This is a genomic window from Lentiprolixibacter aurantiacus (genome assembly GCF_026241225.1).
GTDB lineage: Bacteria > Bacteroidota > Bacteroidia > Flavobacteriales > Flavobacteriaceae > Lentiprolixibacter > Lentiprolixibacter aurantiacus.
Genome location: NZ_JAPFQP010000003.1, coordinates 256,511 through 272,725, shown reverse-complemented (window position 1 = coordinate 272,725; position 16,215 = coordinate 256,511). Strand labels below are relative to the sequence as shown.

The window sequence follows — 16,215 nt, the reverse complement described above, 5'->3', positions numbered from 1 at the left end:
TCGGCTTTTGGCAAATACCGGCATTTCACAATATGACAAAGATATTAAACGTAAGCCACCTCAGGAAGAGTTATACCAGTGGGAATAAAGAACTGGTAGTTCTTGATGACATTTCCTTTGGTATTGACGAAGGGGCCACATTTTCCATTGTAGGACCTTCCGGAAGCGGTAAGACCACCTTGTTGGGTTTATGTGCGGGCCTGGATAAGGCCGATTCCGGGGAAGTTTTACTCTGTGGTGTGGCTTTATCCAATTTAAATGAAGACGAACGTGCCCAGCTGCGGAATAGAGAGATCGGGTTTATATTCCAGGATTTTCAGTTAATCCCAACCCTTACAGCCCTGGAAAATGTTAGTGTTCCCCTGGAATTGCAGGGAGAAAAAGGAGCCTCAGCCACGGCCATGGAGCTATTGAAGAAAGTAGGCCTTGCGGATCGCTCCCATCACTATCCTTCACAGCTATCGGGTGGGGAACAACAGCGGGTTGCCCTGGCCAGGGCATTTTGCAACCGCCCAAGGATACTTTTTGCCGATGAACCTACGGGAAATCTTGATGAGGAAACCGGTAATAAGGTGGTACAACTGTTGTTTGACCTGAATAAGGAAGCCGGTACTACCCTCGTAATTGTTACCCACGATCTGGAACTTGCACGCAAGACACAGCATATCCTCAGGTTAAAAGGGGGGAAGATGCTCAGTAACGAATCTCTTCCTTCAACATGAACAAGGAAGGTTTGACTAAAAAGACTGGTATCCTTTGGGTGGCCCTCATGGCATATCGCGATGGCAGGGCCAGCAGCCGCAGGCTGATCCTTTTTATGGCTGCTATAGTACTGGGAATAATGGCTGTAGTAGCCATTCAATCCTTTAGTGCAAACCTTAAAGAAAATATCAGCCTGCAGTCCAAATCCCTCATGGGTGCAGATTTCCTTATCGACAGCAATCAGTTTCCAACAGACCGGGTACTTGGGATTATTGACTCACTGGGCGGATCCGATGGAATGGAAGTGAATTTTGCTTCCATGGCAGCGTTTCCAAAGGCAGATGCCACCAAATTGGTTCGGGTTAGGGGTATAGCGGGCGATTTTCCAATTTACGGAGCACTGGAGACAGAACCCCTTGATGCCGCGATAAATTATTCCCGCGAAGGCAGTGCACTTGTAGATGCAACTGCCATGTTGCAATACAACCTCAGGGTTGGAGATAGTGTTAAGATAGGGGAAATGACTTTCGCCATTGGAGGGGCATTGAAGTCGGCCCCCGGCAGTACAGCTATTTCGAGTTCCGTTGCTCCGCCTGTCATTATTCCGTATGAATATGTTGAGCAAACAGGCCTTTTGCAAATGGGAAGCCGACTGGAATACAATTATTATTTCAAAGCCGATGAGGATACCGACCTGTTGGCGCTGGACGAAAAAGTAGACCCGATACTCGATGCAGAAAACGCTGACCTGGACAGCCATCTGGATACCAGCAGGAGACTGGGAAGGCGATATGATAATTTTGGCAAGTTTTTAAACCTTGTAGCATTCATTGCACTGCTCCTGGGATGCGTGGGGATTGCCAGTTCGGTAAATATATATATCCGTGAGAAGCTGAAATCTGTTGCCATACTCAAATGCATGGGTGCTACCCGTAAGCAGTCTTTCTATATATTCCTGTTTCAGATTGCGGCAATGGGATTCATTGGAGGTGTCATCGGCGCATTGGGAGGAGTGTTGTTACAACAACTATTTCCATATATATTGCAGGATTTTCTTCCTTTTGAAGTAACTATATCCTGGGTTTGGCCTCCCATATTACAGGGAATTTTGCTGGGAATATCCATGTCGGTATTGTTTGCCTTGTTACCGTTGTTAGGGACCTGGTTTGTCTCTCCTTTGCAGGTTTTGCGCATACAGGAACACGCTCCAAAGCCGCCGCGTCCATTCCTAATACTGATCTTAAGCAGCATTATGCTGTTTGTATTCTTGTTTTCTCTTTCTCTCCTTGAGAATTGGCGCTATGCACTAAGTTTTGTTCTGGGTATAATGGTCACTTTTGCGATCCTTTCTGGAATTGCAGGTCTTTTCATGTGGGGTATAAAAAAGTATTTTCCGTCTTCCTGGGGATTTTGTGCCCGGCAGAGTCTGCTAAGTCTTTTCCGTCCTCAAAACCAGACGCGAACCTTGATCCTGGCCGTGGGGGTTGGAACTTTTCTTATCAGTACCCTGTATTTTACAAAGGACATTTTATTGGCAAAAGCCCAACTGGAACCCGGTGCCAACAGCCCTAATATCATAGTGCTCGATGTACAGTCTGACCAGCAGGAGGGGGTAACGGGCCTTATTGAGCCTAAAGGCCTGGCTGTAATGGACAATATTCCCATTGTTACCATGAGGGTGCAGGAATTAAAAGGAAGACCGGTTAATGAAATCCGGCTGGACACCACATCTACAATTAATGGCTGGATATTAAGCCACGAATTTCGGGTGACCTACCGAGATAGTCTCATAGCCTCGGAAACGCTTCTTGAAGGCGACTGGGTGACCGAGTATAATGGTAATGGGCCTATTCCAATTTCCCTTGCCTACAATGTAGCCCAGGATGCGGAGGTTGGGTTGGGAGATGCCATTACATTTAATGTTCAGGGTGTCCTGATGGAAACGGTGGTAAAGAGTATTCGCGAAGTAGACTGGGGACGTATGCAGCTTAATTTTTCCATAGTATTTCCTAAAGGGGTTCTGGAACAGGCACCCAAATTTCACGTCATAACTACAAGTGCAAAAGATGAAGCATCTTCAGCGGAATTGCAAAGGGATCTGGTAAGCTCATTTCCCAATTTATCGATTATAGATCTGCGCCAGGTTATCAACCTCATTGAGGATATACTGGATAAGATATCCTGGGTTATCAATTTTATGGCCTTTTTTAGCATCCTTACCGGTATTATTGTGCTTATTGGGGCTGTAAGAACAAGTAAATACCAGCGTATACGGGAAAGTGTATTGCTAAGGACACTGGGAGCTAAAGGTCGACAAATCCTCAAAATTGCGGCATTGGAATACCTCTATCTGGGGATACTGGGCAGTGGTTTTGGTATTTTGTTATCGCTCTTGGGAAGTGAGCTACTGGCCTATTTTGTTTTCGAAACAGGCTTTACACCATCAGTTATCCCATTTGTAGTAGTCCTGCCCGGGATAACGGCACTTGTACTGGGAATAGGCCTGCTCAACAGTACAGCAGTGCTAAACAGTCCGCCTTTACAGGTCTTGAGAAAGGAAAAGCCCTGATCAATCCTGCAGATGGAAATCCAGAGTAGATACAACGCGAACCACTTTAATTTCCGGTGTATTTTGATCCCGGTCATTTATGGTGAATAAACCCTGCCTTGCCACCTTGATTTTTCCAACTCTGGACTGTGAATCTTCGGCAAATTTAATGGCTACCTCCCTGGCATTCTTGGTGGCTTCTTCGATCATCTCGGGTTTAAGTGCATTAAGTCCGGTAAAGATATATTCCACTGGCCTCCATGTGTTTTTTGAGCCCAGGATGATCCCCTCGGACATGAGCGACAGGGATTCGGCCAGTGCTTTCTTTAAACGTGGAATATCTCTGGTTCGGACAGTAAACTCAGACACTGCCAGAAACCGATAAGGACTCTGATTGCCAGAATTGTATAGGTTGGCTCTGGCATCGCTGATATTGGTAGTTCCCCGGGTTATCTCGGCAGCATCAAAGCCCTGCTCCATAAAAAAGGAATAAACAGCTTCATTTTGGGCTTCAATAGTGTTTTTCAATACATTAAGGTCGTTTCCGGTAAGGGTTATGTTAATGGGCCAAACAGCGAGATCAGCCTCGACTTCCCGCTCCGAAAGCCCTTTTACCTGCACATATCTGTCGTATTGCATCCCGGTCTTATGCATGTTCCCAACAAAATAGCCTGCCACGATCAGGCCAATGAAAATGGTCAGGGTTTTAAGCCAGTCCAATTCTTTCATCATTTTTAATTTAAAGGTCTCGTATACCTCTAAATTAAAGGATTATTTGATAGGTCGGGTCAGACCAGTGCTACTTTAACTTCTTTTATGATTTATCAGAACCACGGGCCATTTAAACCCGTTTTCCTGTGGTTCATCGAATGATTCCTGCACATGGCTATGATTATTCCTTATCCCAGCAATTGAGCTGTGTCTCTTGACTGATTTAGCAGTAGTTTGATCGAATTATAAAAGCAAAGGATAGTATCCCCACGTTTTAATAACAGCATGGAATCGAAGTGGAAAATACTGAAATGGGCTATGTTTTGGATAATCGCTCTTATATTTCTGTCCCTTCGAACGAAAATAAAAGAACAGACCAGAAACCTGTTTCGGCAGGAATCACATTCAAAATTTCAGAAATAAAAAAGGAATAAATCAATCCCCACCATCATGATCTTATTTATCTTATCACTTCCTGTAGCCCTTTATTTGACTTATGCCCTGATCTTTCCCAGGACCAAAGGACAGCTCAAACCCATTGAAATTCCTACATACAAGGAACAATCCGGGCAACCCGGCAAGTAGGCCCTTAAGTTAATTGCCCGGTTGGGTGATCTTGTAGTTAAGGCGTTCTTTCTCTGAGGCGACCATATCGGCTACCTCTTTAAGTAGCGCCCTGGCATCGTATATAATGCCATCTTTGATAGTGTAGCGAACCCCTCCTACGCGCACAACTTCATTATCTTCAGTGAGTTTGATTGCACCTGTGCCATACAGCACTTTGAGGTTTTCAAGCGGATTTTCGGAAACCAGAACAAAATCTGCCAGTTTTCCAGGAGTTATTGTACCGATTTGATCATCCATCCCCAGGGCTTCCGCTCCATTCAGGGTGGCAGATTTGATGATCTCAAGAGGGTGAAAACCGGCCTCTCTCAGCAATTCCATTTCTCTGATATAAGCAAAACCATAAAGCTGGAAGATAAAGCCGGAGTCTGATCCAGTGGTAACCCTGCCACCCCGGTTCTTATATTCGTTTACGAAGGTCATCCACAACTGATAATTTTCCTTCCAGGCTACTTCCTGTTCAGTACCCCAGTAATGCCAATAGGAACCGTGGGAAATTTTACTGGGCTGATAAAACTCCCAAAGGGAGGGCAGGGTATAGGTTTCATGCCATTCTGCCCTCCGTGCTCTGTGCAGATCCCTGCTGGCTTCATAGATATTGAAGGTTGGGTCCAGGGTAAAGTCGAGTGCAATCAATTCGTCCATTACCTTATTCCAATGCTCGGAATAGGGTTTTGCAGCCTGTTTCCATAGCTTTCCAGCTTCTTCAAATCGATGCTGCTCATTGTTGTAATTGTAGGTAAGCGGATAATCCTGTACAGTTCTATCCTCAAAAAGGGCCTCAGGCAGGCCGTACCAGTGCTCCATGGATGTAAGTCCTGCTCGGGCAGAGTGAAGTACATTCCAGCGTGCCACATTGAGCTGTGCATGATGGCAGGCCGAACGCAGTCCAAGCTTTTTGTTTTCGTCAAGGGCGGCGGCCATAATTTCTGGGGGAGCACCGAAGAATTTAACTCCATCTGCTCCTTTTTTGGCATTGTTGCGAACCCATTCCCTTGCCATTTCAGGGGAACTGATAGGCTCCTTGCTGCCTTGGCCAAATCCCGTGTATGCAAGGATCCTGGGTGCCACAATTTCGTTTTTTGCACTTCTTCGTTTCAGATCAAGGGCAAAATCAACCCCCCTGCCACTGGGTTCCCGCACGGTTGTAATCCCATGTGCCATCCACAGCCGAAATACATATTCTGGTTCAGCACCCTGTGCCGTTCCGCCTATGTGCCCGTGCATATCCACAAATCCGGGCAGGATATACATTCCCGTAGCATCCAATTCGCGCCCACCCGGCAGTAATTTAGGCCTGTTACCAGGGTCAATAGCAACTCCGGGGTAGCCCACTACAGATACGTTCTTGATGCGGTTGTTTTCAACTACAATGTCTACAGGGCCCTGTGGAGGAGCACCATTGCCGTTAATGAGAGTAGCACCGCGAATGATGAGTTGTTTAAACGGTCCTTCAGCTGTTGTTGCGGATTCCTGTGCGAGGCCAGAATACATGCCCCATAGAACCAGGAAAAATATGGTTATTACTAAATTCTTCATAAGACTAATTTCGTTTAGGTATGTTTATTTTTTGCCCCAGAAATAATGCATTCAGAAATAAGCGGTTGGTTCCATACCAGGAACCCCTGAAATTGGGATTGTCCGCAAACATGACTACCCTGCCACTTCCCATCGGGCTTACAATAAGGGATGCGGCGGGTTTAAGGAATTCTTCCAGATTTCGTTTGGTGATAAATCCATCAATATGAGGATCACTACTGTATTTGGCAACAGTGGCATACTCGTTCTGGCTGGGCGCCAGCCATACGGTATTGTTCTTGTATACGGGCAGGGTAGGGTTGCGGTAACCAAATCCAAGAGGGTGGCTTATATCGAGATCTGTCCGGGCGATGATCCCCCCTACGCTTTCTTTCCCAAGATTTTCTCGGGCATCTACATAAGGTTGCCGTACAGTGGCTTTAGTGGAATCTGCTTTGGATTCAATCAGTTTTTCTTTAACCCATTTTTTCTTGATGATCCATTCTGATGCCGTCCCTATGGTGATCAGGGTATTTCCTTTTTTTACCCAATCTTTCACAACGGTTTGTTGTTTGTCTGTCAGCGAATAATTTCCGGAAACCATAACCAGGGTATTGTACTTGTCGAAGTTAACCCTGTTGAAGTTTCGCATTGGAATCTTGGTAATGGGCATTCCCACACGGGTGTCCAGTAAATGCCAAACTTCACCTGCTTCATATGGCCTTACTCCTGTACCTATCAGCATTGCTACCTTAGTATTGTTCAGGGGGCTAATGAATCCACTTCCCAGGTCTATACCCTGTAGATTATACCCTGTTTCCACGGCGTACATCGGCACCTGGAATTTTTTCTGCGCCTGTCCCAACAGGGCAAATATTTCGTCAGGGGATTTTTTCTGCAGGCTCACGGGAACCATGAGGGTGCCGTAGTTGAAAGTTTTTGAAACACCAGCAACAACTGCGGTAAAAGGTTTGAAAGAGGCCGAAACAACCAGGCCTTCAGACTGCAGTTGGTTCAGCACCGCAGGGGCATTGTAGTCGTCCCAGTCGATAAGGTAGGCATACTCCGATCTTTGAATCGGCTGTACCTTTACAAGGTTGTCTGTGCCACTTATTTGGTCACCTCGCTTAAGGGTGTTTACCGGGCGGTATTTTATGTTGTAGAAGTTTGCTACAGACCACGCAGAGGCATCGTAATACACACTGTCCCGATATTTATCATAGGTTTCAAACACCGTCTGAACCATTCGATACTGTGGCTGGCTTGTTGGCACTACATATTCTCCGTTGTCGGCTTTGTATACTTCAATTTTATGGATTAGCAACTTATCAATGAATGCTTTTAGCCTATTTTTATCATAGGCATCCCCAAACCGGTAACCCTTAATTTTACTTTTCTCAGCGTTTCTTATAGCTGATTTAAAGAAATCCTGCTGGTACTGATACAGGTAATCTTTGTTTTCAACTGCTGCCTTCAGGGTAGTAATACTGGAGGTATACTGGTTCCTGATGGTAAAAGGAAAGGTGATTTCACCAAAGGCTGTTTTTTGTTTGTGTCCCCTTGAGCTTGCCTGCTCAAAAAGCAATCCAAGTCCGCCCTGCAAGTCCGGATAAGAAGACCCGTAACCGGGATAGGTTCCGTCAAAAACTTCTTTGGTAAAATAAAGGGATCCAATGCTGTCCAGGGCCTTACTGTAATACTCCCCAAAGAGGTTATTCAGGTCTTCGTAATTCTCCCTGGGCATTATGGGATTGAGGGATCCGTTTATCTTCATGGGTTCAAAGAAATAGGTGCTTTGTGTGCCCATTTCATGAAAATCTGTAACCACGTTAGGATACCACTCATGGTACCAGTTCAGTTTTCCCCGGCTTTCAGGATTAATGGCCAGTAACCAGTCGCGATTAAGGTCAAACCAGTAGTGATTAGTTCGCCCTCCGGGCCAGTACTCATTATGTTCTGCATCCTGCGGATCTATAACCAGAGGGTTTCCCTGATACATATTGGCCCAATGGGTATGCCTGTCCCTCCCATCCGGATTTATAGTAGGATCCACCAGGATGACGGCATTGTTAAGGTAATTGAGAATCTCAGGGTTATTGGAGGCTGTAAGGGTATAGGCGGTTAACAAAGCAGCCTCAGAGCTGGAAGGCTCATTTCCGTGTACATTATAGGCCAGGTTCACAAAAACAGGAAGTTCAGGATCAGGGGCCAGACTGGCATTAGGCCTCGTGTAGGCAAGGTGACGTTCTTTGATTTCGGGAAGAGCCTCCATATTTTCCGGTGAGGAAATAACAAGCATTACCAAACGCCTCCCTTCATGCGTCCTGCCGTAGTTGATAAGTGAAGCCCTATCAGATACCACTGAAAGCATTTCAAGATAATCCACGATTCGGTCATGCCGAGTGTGATGAGCCCCGATCGGATATCCCAGATAAGCTTCGGGAGAGGGGATTTTGGATTGGAAAGGATGGTATTTTTTAAAGAAATAGTCCTGGGCATAAAATACCTGAGTGCAAAAAAGCAATACCCCTACGAGTGTTTTTGACATGGATTAGTGTTTTCGTATCTAAGGAAACTAAATATAGTAAGAAATGATGCAATTACAGCCTAGGGTTAAAAGGCTATGTTTGTTGACTTACGCCACAGGATTTAAATGTTGCTGCTGGCCAATCTCACGGAACTTAACAATGTAGTTAGTACCTACTTTACTTTCATCCCGGGTGATAGTTCCTTTGAGTTGCCTGGCGAGGTTGTGAATCAGTTTAAGCCCAAGTGATCGCGTGGTTTTATGGTCTACCTGGTTCGAAAATCCCACTCCGTTATCGCCAATATTGAGGATGTAGTCCTCATCTGCTTCTTTTTTTAACGCAATATTGATTTCTCCCTCATTATCTTCCCGGATTCCATATTTGAGGGCATTGGTAAGTGCTTCATTGATTAAGAGCCCCAGGGGTATGGCTGTGTCAATACCCAACTTGATGTCTGGTATATCTATATTCAGCTTCACTTTATTCTCAGCGCCTTTTACTGATCTTACCAGATATTCACTGAGTTCCTGCACATAGGTTTTATATTCAATTCGGGACAGATCCTCACGCATATAGAGCATCTCGTGAACCATAGCCATTGAGATAACCCGGTTCTGGCTGCTTTTGAGTAAACTTTTCATTTTGGGATCCTCCACACTCCTGGATTGCAGGCTCAGGAGGCTGGAAACAGTTTGAAGGTTGTTTTTAACCCTGTGGTGTACTTCGCGAAGCAGGGTCTCCTTTTCCTTGATCTGTTGTTCGGTTTCCATTTTGGATTTGTAGAGGTCAATATGGGCTTTCAGCAGGTTTTTAGCCAATACCCCGCCCATCAAATAAACCGACAATAAAATGCTCAGCAGGGCAAAGGTTGCACTTGATGTCTCGGGCACGGCATTATTAACGGGGAGAAATTTTAATACGTCATTGGAATACACCAGTAAAATCAGGGCAACGCTGAGGTAGAGGTACAATTTTCCTCTAGGCCCAGTGGTGGCATAACCTGCAAAAACAACAATAGCCAGGACAAAAATAAAGGGGCTCTCAATGCCCCCGGTAAACCATGTTACAATCAGCGCAGTAGCCAGGCTGAGTAAAGTGGCCAGGTTAAAGCTCAGGATCAGGTTGTTATGTTTTTTAAGGGCAAGTACATTGATGAGGTTGGCGATAGAGAAACCCAGAAAACAGTAGGGCACTATAGTAGTTATGTCCAGCAGGAACATGCAGATTGCAGCAAATACAAGGGTAAGAAAGGAAGCCCAATAACCCACCTTAATTGTCAGTGTTCTTTTAGCTTCGTAACGTTCCTGTTTTTGCCCCCTGGAATTTTCCATGCCACAAAATAATTTAAAGTAAGAAAGACGGGTTATACAGTATCCCTGAGCATCTTCCATGCTTTGATTGGTGTCATAAAACTAACTATGTTTTGCCAGATAATCAACAAAGCGCCTTCTGATTCTTCATTTTGAGGTTTATGGATGGGGCAGTCAATCCTGAAAATCCGGAAAGATTCCTTTCAGAATATGTGGTTAGAGAAACAAAAAAAGGCAACCACACGGTTGCCTTTTCCAGTTCTATAGTAAGGATTACTCCTGGTCAATCAATACCCATTCGCCCTTGTCTATGAGGGGTTCGGCTTGTTTATACTTCACCGTTTTACTCTCTCCGGACATAACGTTCTTAATGGTAACCCTTTCATTTCTTCCAATTTTTGGCTTCTCCCTGATTATGGTTTCCGTTACCTGGGGACGCCTCCCCTGATTCTGACCAACCGCCCGGTTTTGTGCAGCAAGTTCGTCGCTGTTCGGGATCTCTTCCTTGGTTGTTTTCAGGTTTTCCTTTTTGCGCCTTACGGTCCTGGCTTCCTGGATGGTTCGGGTATCTGAGGAGGGGAGTTCCCCTTTAAACAAGAAGGAAACCACATCCTTATTTACTTTTTCTATCATGCTTTTGAATAGTTCAAAAGCCTCAAACTTATAGATGAGCAGCGGGTCCTTTTGTTCGTGAACCGCCAGTTGAACAGACTGTTTCAACTCATCCATTTTTCTAAGGTGTGTCTTCCAGGCATCGTCTATGATGGCCAGGGTAATGTTCTTTTCAAAATCAGCAACCAGCTGCTTTCCCTGAGATTCATAGGCCTCCTTAAGGTCTGTAACCACATTTAGGGTTTTGATACCATCCGTGAAGGGCACTACAATTCGTTCAAACTTGTTGGACTCGTCTTCGTACACCTGTTTGATCACCGGCAGGGCCGTTGCTGCAGAACGTTCCATTTTGTTCTGGTAATAGTCATACGCAGCCTGATAGGTATCGTTGGCAATTTCCTGGAAGTTCTTTTTCGCAAACTCTTCTTCAGAAACCGGTGCAGTGATTGAAAAATACTTGATTAGTTCGAATTCGAAATTCTTGTAATCATTGGCCATTTTGTTGGTCTCCGCAATCACCTCACAGGTATCGTAGATCATATTAGCAATATCCAGCTGTAAGCGATCGCCCTCCAGGGCATGGCGCCTCCTTTTGTATACCACCTCCCGCTGGGCATTCATCACATCATCGTATTCCAGAAGTCGTTTTCGGATGCCGAAGTTGTTCTCCTCTACCTTTTTCTGGGCCCTTTCAATGGATTTGGTCATCATGGAATGTTGTATAACCTCCCCTTCCTTCAGTCCCATGCGGTCCATCATCTTGGCTACCCGGTCAGAGCCGAATAAGCGCATCAGATTATCTTCCAGGGATACGTAGAACTGTGAACTACCGGGATCTCCCTGCCGGCCGGACCGACCTCTTAACTGCCGGTCAACCCTCCTGGAGTCGTGCCTTTCCGTTCCAATAATGGCGAGTCCACCTGCTGCTTTGACTTCATCGGTAAGCTTAATATCTGTTCCCCGTCCAGCCATATTGGTCGCAATGGTTACCACTCCGGGATTCCCTGCTTCCGCAACAATATCCGCCTCTTTCTTGTGAAGCTTTGCATTAAGCACGTTGTGGTCTATCTTCCGTATTTGCAGCATACGGGAGAGGAGTTCTGATATCTCTACGGAAGTAGTACCAATAAGCACAGGCCTTCCCTGTTGCGAAAGGGAAGCCACTTCTTCGATAATAGAATTGTATTTCTCCCTTTTGGTTTTATAGATCAGGTCATTGCGGTCATCCCTGGCAATAGGTCGGTTGGTTGGGATTTCCATCACGTCCAGTTTGTAAATTTCCCAGAATTCACCAGCTTCCGTAACGGCTGTACCAGTCATCCCTGCCAGTTTTTTATACATCCGGAAGTAATTCTGCAGGGTTACCGTAGCGAAGGTCTGAGTCATGGCTTCGATCTTCACGTTCTCCTTTGCTTCTATAGCCTGATGGAGTCCGTCAGAATAGCGTCGTCCATCCATGATCCTTCCCGTCTGCTCATCTACGATCATCACCTTGTTATCCATCACCACATATTCCACGTCTTTTTCAAAAAGTGTGTAAGCCTTAAGCAATTGGCTCATGGTGTGAATACGCTCACTTTTCACTGAAAAATCCTTAAAAAGCTCTTCTTTAAGCTCGGCTTCTTTTTCTATTTCCAGGTTTTGATTTTCGATCTTGGCGATCTCGCTTCCTATGTCGGGCATGATGAAGAAATTCTTGTCTTCATCTCCGGATATGTATTCAATCCCTTTATCGGTAAGCTCTATCTGGTTGTTTTTTTCATCGATGACAAAAAGCAACTCGGCATCTACCTTGGGCATTTCCCGGTTGTTGTCCTGCATGTAAAAATTTTCGGTCTTTTGCAGGAGCTGTTTGATTCCTTCCTCACTGAGGAATTTGATCAATGCTTTGTTCTTGGGTAATCCCCTGTGCACTCGCAGCAGTAAAAAGCCTCCTTCCTTGGTGTCGCCTTCTGCGATTTTCTTTTTGGCTTCTGCCAGGACCCCGGTGAGATACTGCCTTTGCTTCTGGACAATATCATAAACTTTTGGTCTTAATTCGTTGAATTCGTGACGATCGCCTTCCGGAACAGGCCCTGAAATAATAAGAGGTGTACGGGCATCATCGATCAGGACGGAATCTACCTCATCCACAATGGCATAATGATGTGGGCGTTGTACCAGATCTCCGGGAGTGTGCGCCATATTATCCCTGAGGTAATCGAAACCAAACTCATTATTTGTTCCGTAGGTAATATCGGCATTGTAAGCGGCCCTGCGTCCATCAGAATTGGGCTGGTGCCGGTCTATACAATCTACAGACAGGCCGTGGAATTCAAATAAGGGCCCCATCCAGGTACTGTCCCTTTTTGCCAGGTAATCGTTAACCGTTACCAGGTGTGCACCTTTCCCTGCCAGAGCATTGAGGTACATGGGCAGGGTGGCCACAAGGGTTTTTCCCTCACCCGTCTGCATTTCGGCAATCTTCCCCTGGTGCAGTGCTATACCGCCAATAAGCTGTACATCGTAATGCACCATATCCCAGGTAACCTCTTTTCCAGCGGCATCCCAGGAATTGCTCCAGATGGCGTTGTCACCTTCCAGGGTAACATAGTCTTTGGTGCCGCTAAGTTTGCGGTCGAATTCTGTAGCGGAGACTTTAAGGGTTTCATTTTCCGCAAACCTGCTGGCTGTCTCCTTCATTACCGCAAAGGCCTCAGGCAACAATTCGTTGAGAGTGTCCTCTGTTATTTTATAAGCCTCTTCATTTAGGCTGTCTATTTGGTTGTATATCGCCTCGTTCTTGTCAATGTCCGAAGAGTCATGGGATTCTTGTTGCAAGCCTGCAATTTCTTCGTTGATCTTCTGACACCTTTCTGCTATGATTGCCTTGAAACCGGAAGTTTTATTCCTTAGTTCATCATGGCTCAGGCGCTTTAGTTCACCTTCGAAAGACTTGATCTTTTTGACTATTGGCTGTAGTTCCTTTACATCCTTTTTCGACTTATCGCCGACAAAGGCTTTGATAATGGAATTAACTAAACTCATGTGTATTTATTTTTATTCCTGAAGTAGTCCTGAACATTTAACGGACATGCAGGTTTGGTATGGATATGTCTTTGTCCTTGCAGTGCAAAAGGTATTCCAGACTGCCCACTACGGCCCAAAACAGGGCCGGAGGTGTCAAAATTACATAAAAAAAAAGCCTCGAATGAGACTTTTTTGAACTAATTAACGTGTATTATTAATATTCATCCTCGTTCCAGAGGTAATCTTCTTCGGTAGGATAATCCGGCCATATTTCTTCAATAGATTCATAGATTTCACCACCTTCTTCCTCCATAGATTGCAGGTTCTCTACAACCTCAAGAGGTGCACCAGTCCTGATCGCATAATCGATCAACTCATCCTTGGTAGCAGGCCAGGGAGCATCGCTTAAATAAGATGCCAGTTCTAAAGTCCAATACATTGCTGTACTCTGTTTTTAAATTTTTGCAAAAATAATTTTTAAACCCAAACGGCAAAGAAAAATCGTGTTTAAAAACAATTAATTCTTAAGATCGTTCAGAAATAATATAGGAATAACGCTGAAAAAGAAAAATTATTAGGCCTTTTTCTCTGGTATCCACTTGATTTCCTCTGCCTTCAGGCTTGCAGACAATTTACGTGCCAGAACAAAAAGGTAATCGGAAAGGCGATTGATATATACCAGAATCATCGGATCTACTGCCTCGTTTTCATTGAGATAGGTGATCATGCGCTCGGCCCTGCGGCAAATGGTTCGCGCAATATGACAATATGACACTGTAGGATGGCCTCCCGGCAGGATAAAATGTGTCATGGCAGGGAGTTGTGCATTCATCTTATCCATGGCCTGTTCAAGTTTCAGCGCATCCTGCTCCTGTAAGGTATTGATGTTTAGCCGGTCTTTGCCAGATTTCAGCTTGGCTTTTTCTGGCTCTGTTGCCAGTTGGGCACCCAACACAAAAAGGCGATCCTGGATTTCCATCAAAAGGGTTTTTATCACCTGGTCGTCCACGTGGTCGCGGATCAATCCAATCCATGAATTCAATTCATCAGTGGTCCCGTAACTCTCAATGCGTATGTGATGCTTGGGTACCCTGGTCCCTCCAAAAAGTGAAGTGGTGCCTGTATCCCCTGTTTTAGTATAAATCTTCATCCGTGTGAGGTTTTCCTCCCTTCGAGGGAAAAATGCTTTTCGGCCAGTTATTCTTCCTTTTTCCTGTCCTTCCGTTCATAGCCTTCCATGAACTTCCGGGATTTCCGCCTTTTGGCGTTGCGTTTATTAAAGGCAGAGATAACAAGGTACACTATGGCCAGACCGCCCAGTAAGTAGTAAATTCCGTTATCCATCTCTAAAGGTTAATGCAAAATTAAGGGAATATAAACAATTCCCATAGCCTTTCCGCCTGTACATGCCGCCTGATATTTATACAGTCCCGAACTTTACCGGGCGTGCTCAGCTTATTTTTGGATTTTTCAGGTACAGAATTAGCCATACATATCGAATCAAAAGAGTAAGTATGGGCAGTAGTACCAGTGGGGATAATTGCTGTATCCCCAGTATCCAAACCAGGCATAGTAGGATCAGCAAGCCACATAGCAGCATGGCATAGGTCCTGATTACTGGTGGAGGACCCTTCCTGGATAAAAGGTAAAAGGCTGCTATAAGGTTCAGGGGAAAAAGCCAGAGGATGTTGAAATTATTTATGGTTGCGGTATGATCGGTAAAGAACCATAGAAAAAACAAAAGGCATCCGGCTGCACCGCTTGAGAAAAAGAGGAGGAAATCAAGCCTCCTGCTTCGCGTTTTGTTGCGAAAATCAATGTAAGTAATTGCGGCCGTAAAGGCCAGCAGCAGCAGTAGCCAGAACAAAGGCGTAAGGGTAAATAAAGGTGATTGCCCCGGAATATCGTTTTCCAGAATTGTTCTTGTCCTTTTTACAAGTCGCTGTCCATTAAGCTTGGTGTTTTCCATCTGCCTCATTACATAAACCGGCAGGAACATATGCTGATAAACAGTGGCCTCTTTATCTATAACGGCCCCCAGTGCCAGGTCGATACCCAGGCTCGACCAGGAATTTACTCTCAGGTTTTGCCGAATTAGTTCTCTGAAGGAATACCGCTGTTCCAGATGGTCTTCCCCGAATTGCAATTGGTTGCCCAAAATCTCACTCAATACATCGGGCATTTTCGTAGAACAGTTGTCGAACAGAAAATCGTAACGGTAATCACGGTTTTCAGGCAGGTAGTTATTTTCCAGGAAAATAATCAGATCATCTTTTTGCTCCTGGTCCAGGTCCAGGATTTGTTCCCTGACCCATCTTTTTTCCAGTTCATAAACGTACAGGAAATTCTCAAATCGCTGCCTGCTCAGGGTATAGATAAGTTTGCCCCGGGCAAAATTGGTGTAGAAGTTGGGGGCATCAAAATCAAAGGTGCCATAATTGTACACCACATCAATACCTTTGGCAGGGTCCTGAACCCGGAAGGCACTGTGCCCGAATGCTGTATAAAGTTCCTGTCCCGGTCCACAGGTGAGCACACTGATCTGAGCCGATTCGGATAAAACCGTATCCTGAGCAAGGACCTGGGCAAAGGTCAGAAGTAAAACAACAAAACATCGAAATTTGAAGGGCATGTTGTGGTGATGTTGCGGCAG

Annotated in this window: 12 protein-coding genes; 3 read left to right on the top strand and 9 right to left on the bottom strand. The window is 45.2% G+C overall.

Translation table 11 applies throughout. The annotated features are described in order from the left end of the window. The first annotated feature begins 32 nt into the window (after positions 1–32). Both OO016_RS10645 and OO016_RS10640 read left to right on the top strand, forming a co-directional pair. Entirely contained in the window at positions 33–722 is a 690-nt protein-coding gene (locus OO016_RS10645) for an ABC transporter ATP-binding protein (RefSeq protein WP_266013505.1), read from the top strand. Then, on the top strand, positions 719–3,271 hold the full coding sequence (locus OO016_RS10640; RefSeq protein ID WP_266013502.1) for an ABC transporter permease: 2,553 nt from the start codon (positions 719–721) through the stop codon (positions 3,269–3,271). The genes OO016_RS10645 and OO016_RS10640 overlap by 4 nt, the downstream gene beginning before the upstream one ends. On the opposite strand, the gene OO016_RS10635 is transcribed toward OO016_RS10640, so the two are convergent. Further along, on the bottom strand, positions 3,272–3,982 hold the full coding sequence (locus OO016_RS10635; RefSeq protein ID WP_266013499.1) for an SIMPL domain-containing protein: 711 nt from the start codon (positions 3,980–3,982) through the stop codon (positions 3,272–3,274). 429 nt (positions 3,983–4,411) lie between these two features. On the opposite strand from OO016_RS10635, the gene OO016_RS10630 reads away from it, so the two are divergent. Then, positions 4,412–4,546, top strand: a complete 135-nt coding sequence (locus OO016_RS10630; RefSeq protein ID WP_266013496.1) for a hypothetical protein — start codon at positions 4,412–4,414, stop codon at positions 4,544–4,546. Between the two features lie 9 nt (positions 4,547–4,555). Here OO016_RS10630 and OO016_RS10625 read toward each other — a convergent pair whose 3' ends face one another. The 8 genes from OO016_RS10625 to OO016_RS10590 form a co-directional block, all read right to left on the bottom strand. Continuing rightward, positions 4,556–6,124: an amidohydrolase family protein gene (locus OO016_RS10625; protein WP_266013493.1), complete on the bottom strand. Its 1,569-nt coding sequence runs from the start codon at positions 6,122–6,124 to the stop codon at positions 4,556–4,558. 4 nt (positions 6,125–6,128) lie between these two features. Next, positions 6,129–8,651, bottom strand: coding sequence for a M14 metallopeptidase family protein (locus OO016_RS10620; protein WP_266013490.1), 2,523 nt, complete (start codon positions 8,649–8,651; stop codon positions 6,129–6,131). Between the two features lie 87 nt (positions 8,652–8,738). Further along, positions 8,739–9,962: a sensor histidine kinase gene (locus OO016_RS10615; protein ID WP_266013488.1), complete on the bottom strand. Its 1,224-nt coding sequence runs from the start codon at positions 9,960–9,962 to the stop codon at positions 8,739–8,741. Positions 9,963–10,214: 252 nt separating this feature from the next. Next, entirely contained in the window at positions 10,215–13,580 is a 3,366-nt protein-coding gene (gene secA / locus OO016_RS10610) for a preprotein translocase subunit SecA (RefSeq protein ID WP_266013486.1), read from the bottom strand. Positions 13,581–13,776: 196 nt separating this feature from the next. After that, entirely contained in the window at positions 13,777–14,001 is a 225-nt protein-coding gene (locus OO016_RS10605; RefSeq protein ID WP_013551418.1) for a DUF2795 domain-containing protein, read from the bottom strand. Between the two features lie 135 nt (positions 14,002–14,136). Continuing rightward, positions 14,137–14,712: a cob(I)yrinic acid a,c-diamide adenosyltransferase gene (locus OO016_RS10600; protein WP_266013458.1), complete on the bottom strand. Its 576-nt coding sequence runs from the start codon at positions 14,710–14,712 to the stop codon at positions 14,137–14,139. Between the two features lie 47 nt (positions 14,713–14,759). Continuing rightward, complete coding sequence (locus tag OO016_RS10595; RefSeq protein WP_266013455.1) at positions 14,760–14,906, bottom strand: hypothetical protein; 147 nt, start codon at positions 14,904–14,906, stop codon at positions 14,760–14,762. A gap of 106 nt (positions 14,907–15,012) precedes the next feature. Further along, positions 15,013–16,194 carry a lipoprotein N-acyltransferase Lnb domain-containing protein gene (locus tag OO016_RS10590; RefSeq protein WP_266013452.1) on the bottom strand — a complete coding sequence of 394 codons (1,182 nt, stop codon included), beginning with the start codon at positions 16,192–16,194 and terminating at the stop codon, positions 15,013–15,015. Positions 16,195–16,215: the final 21 nt, after the last annotated feature.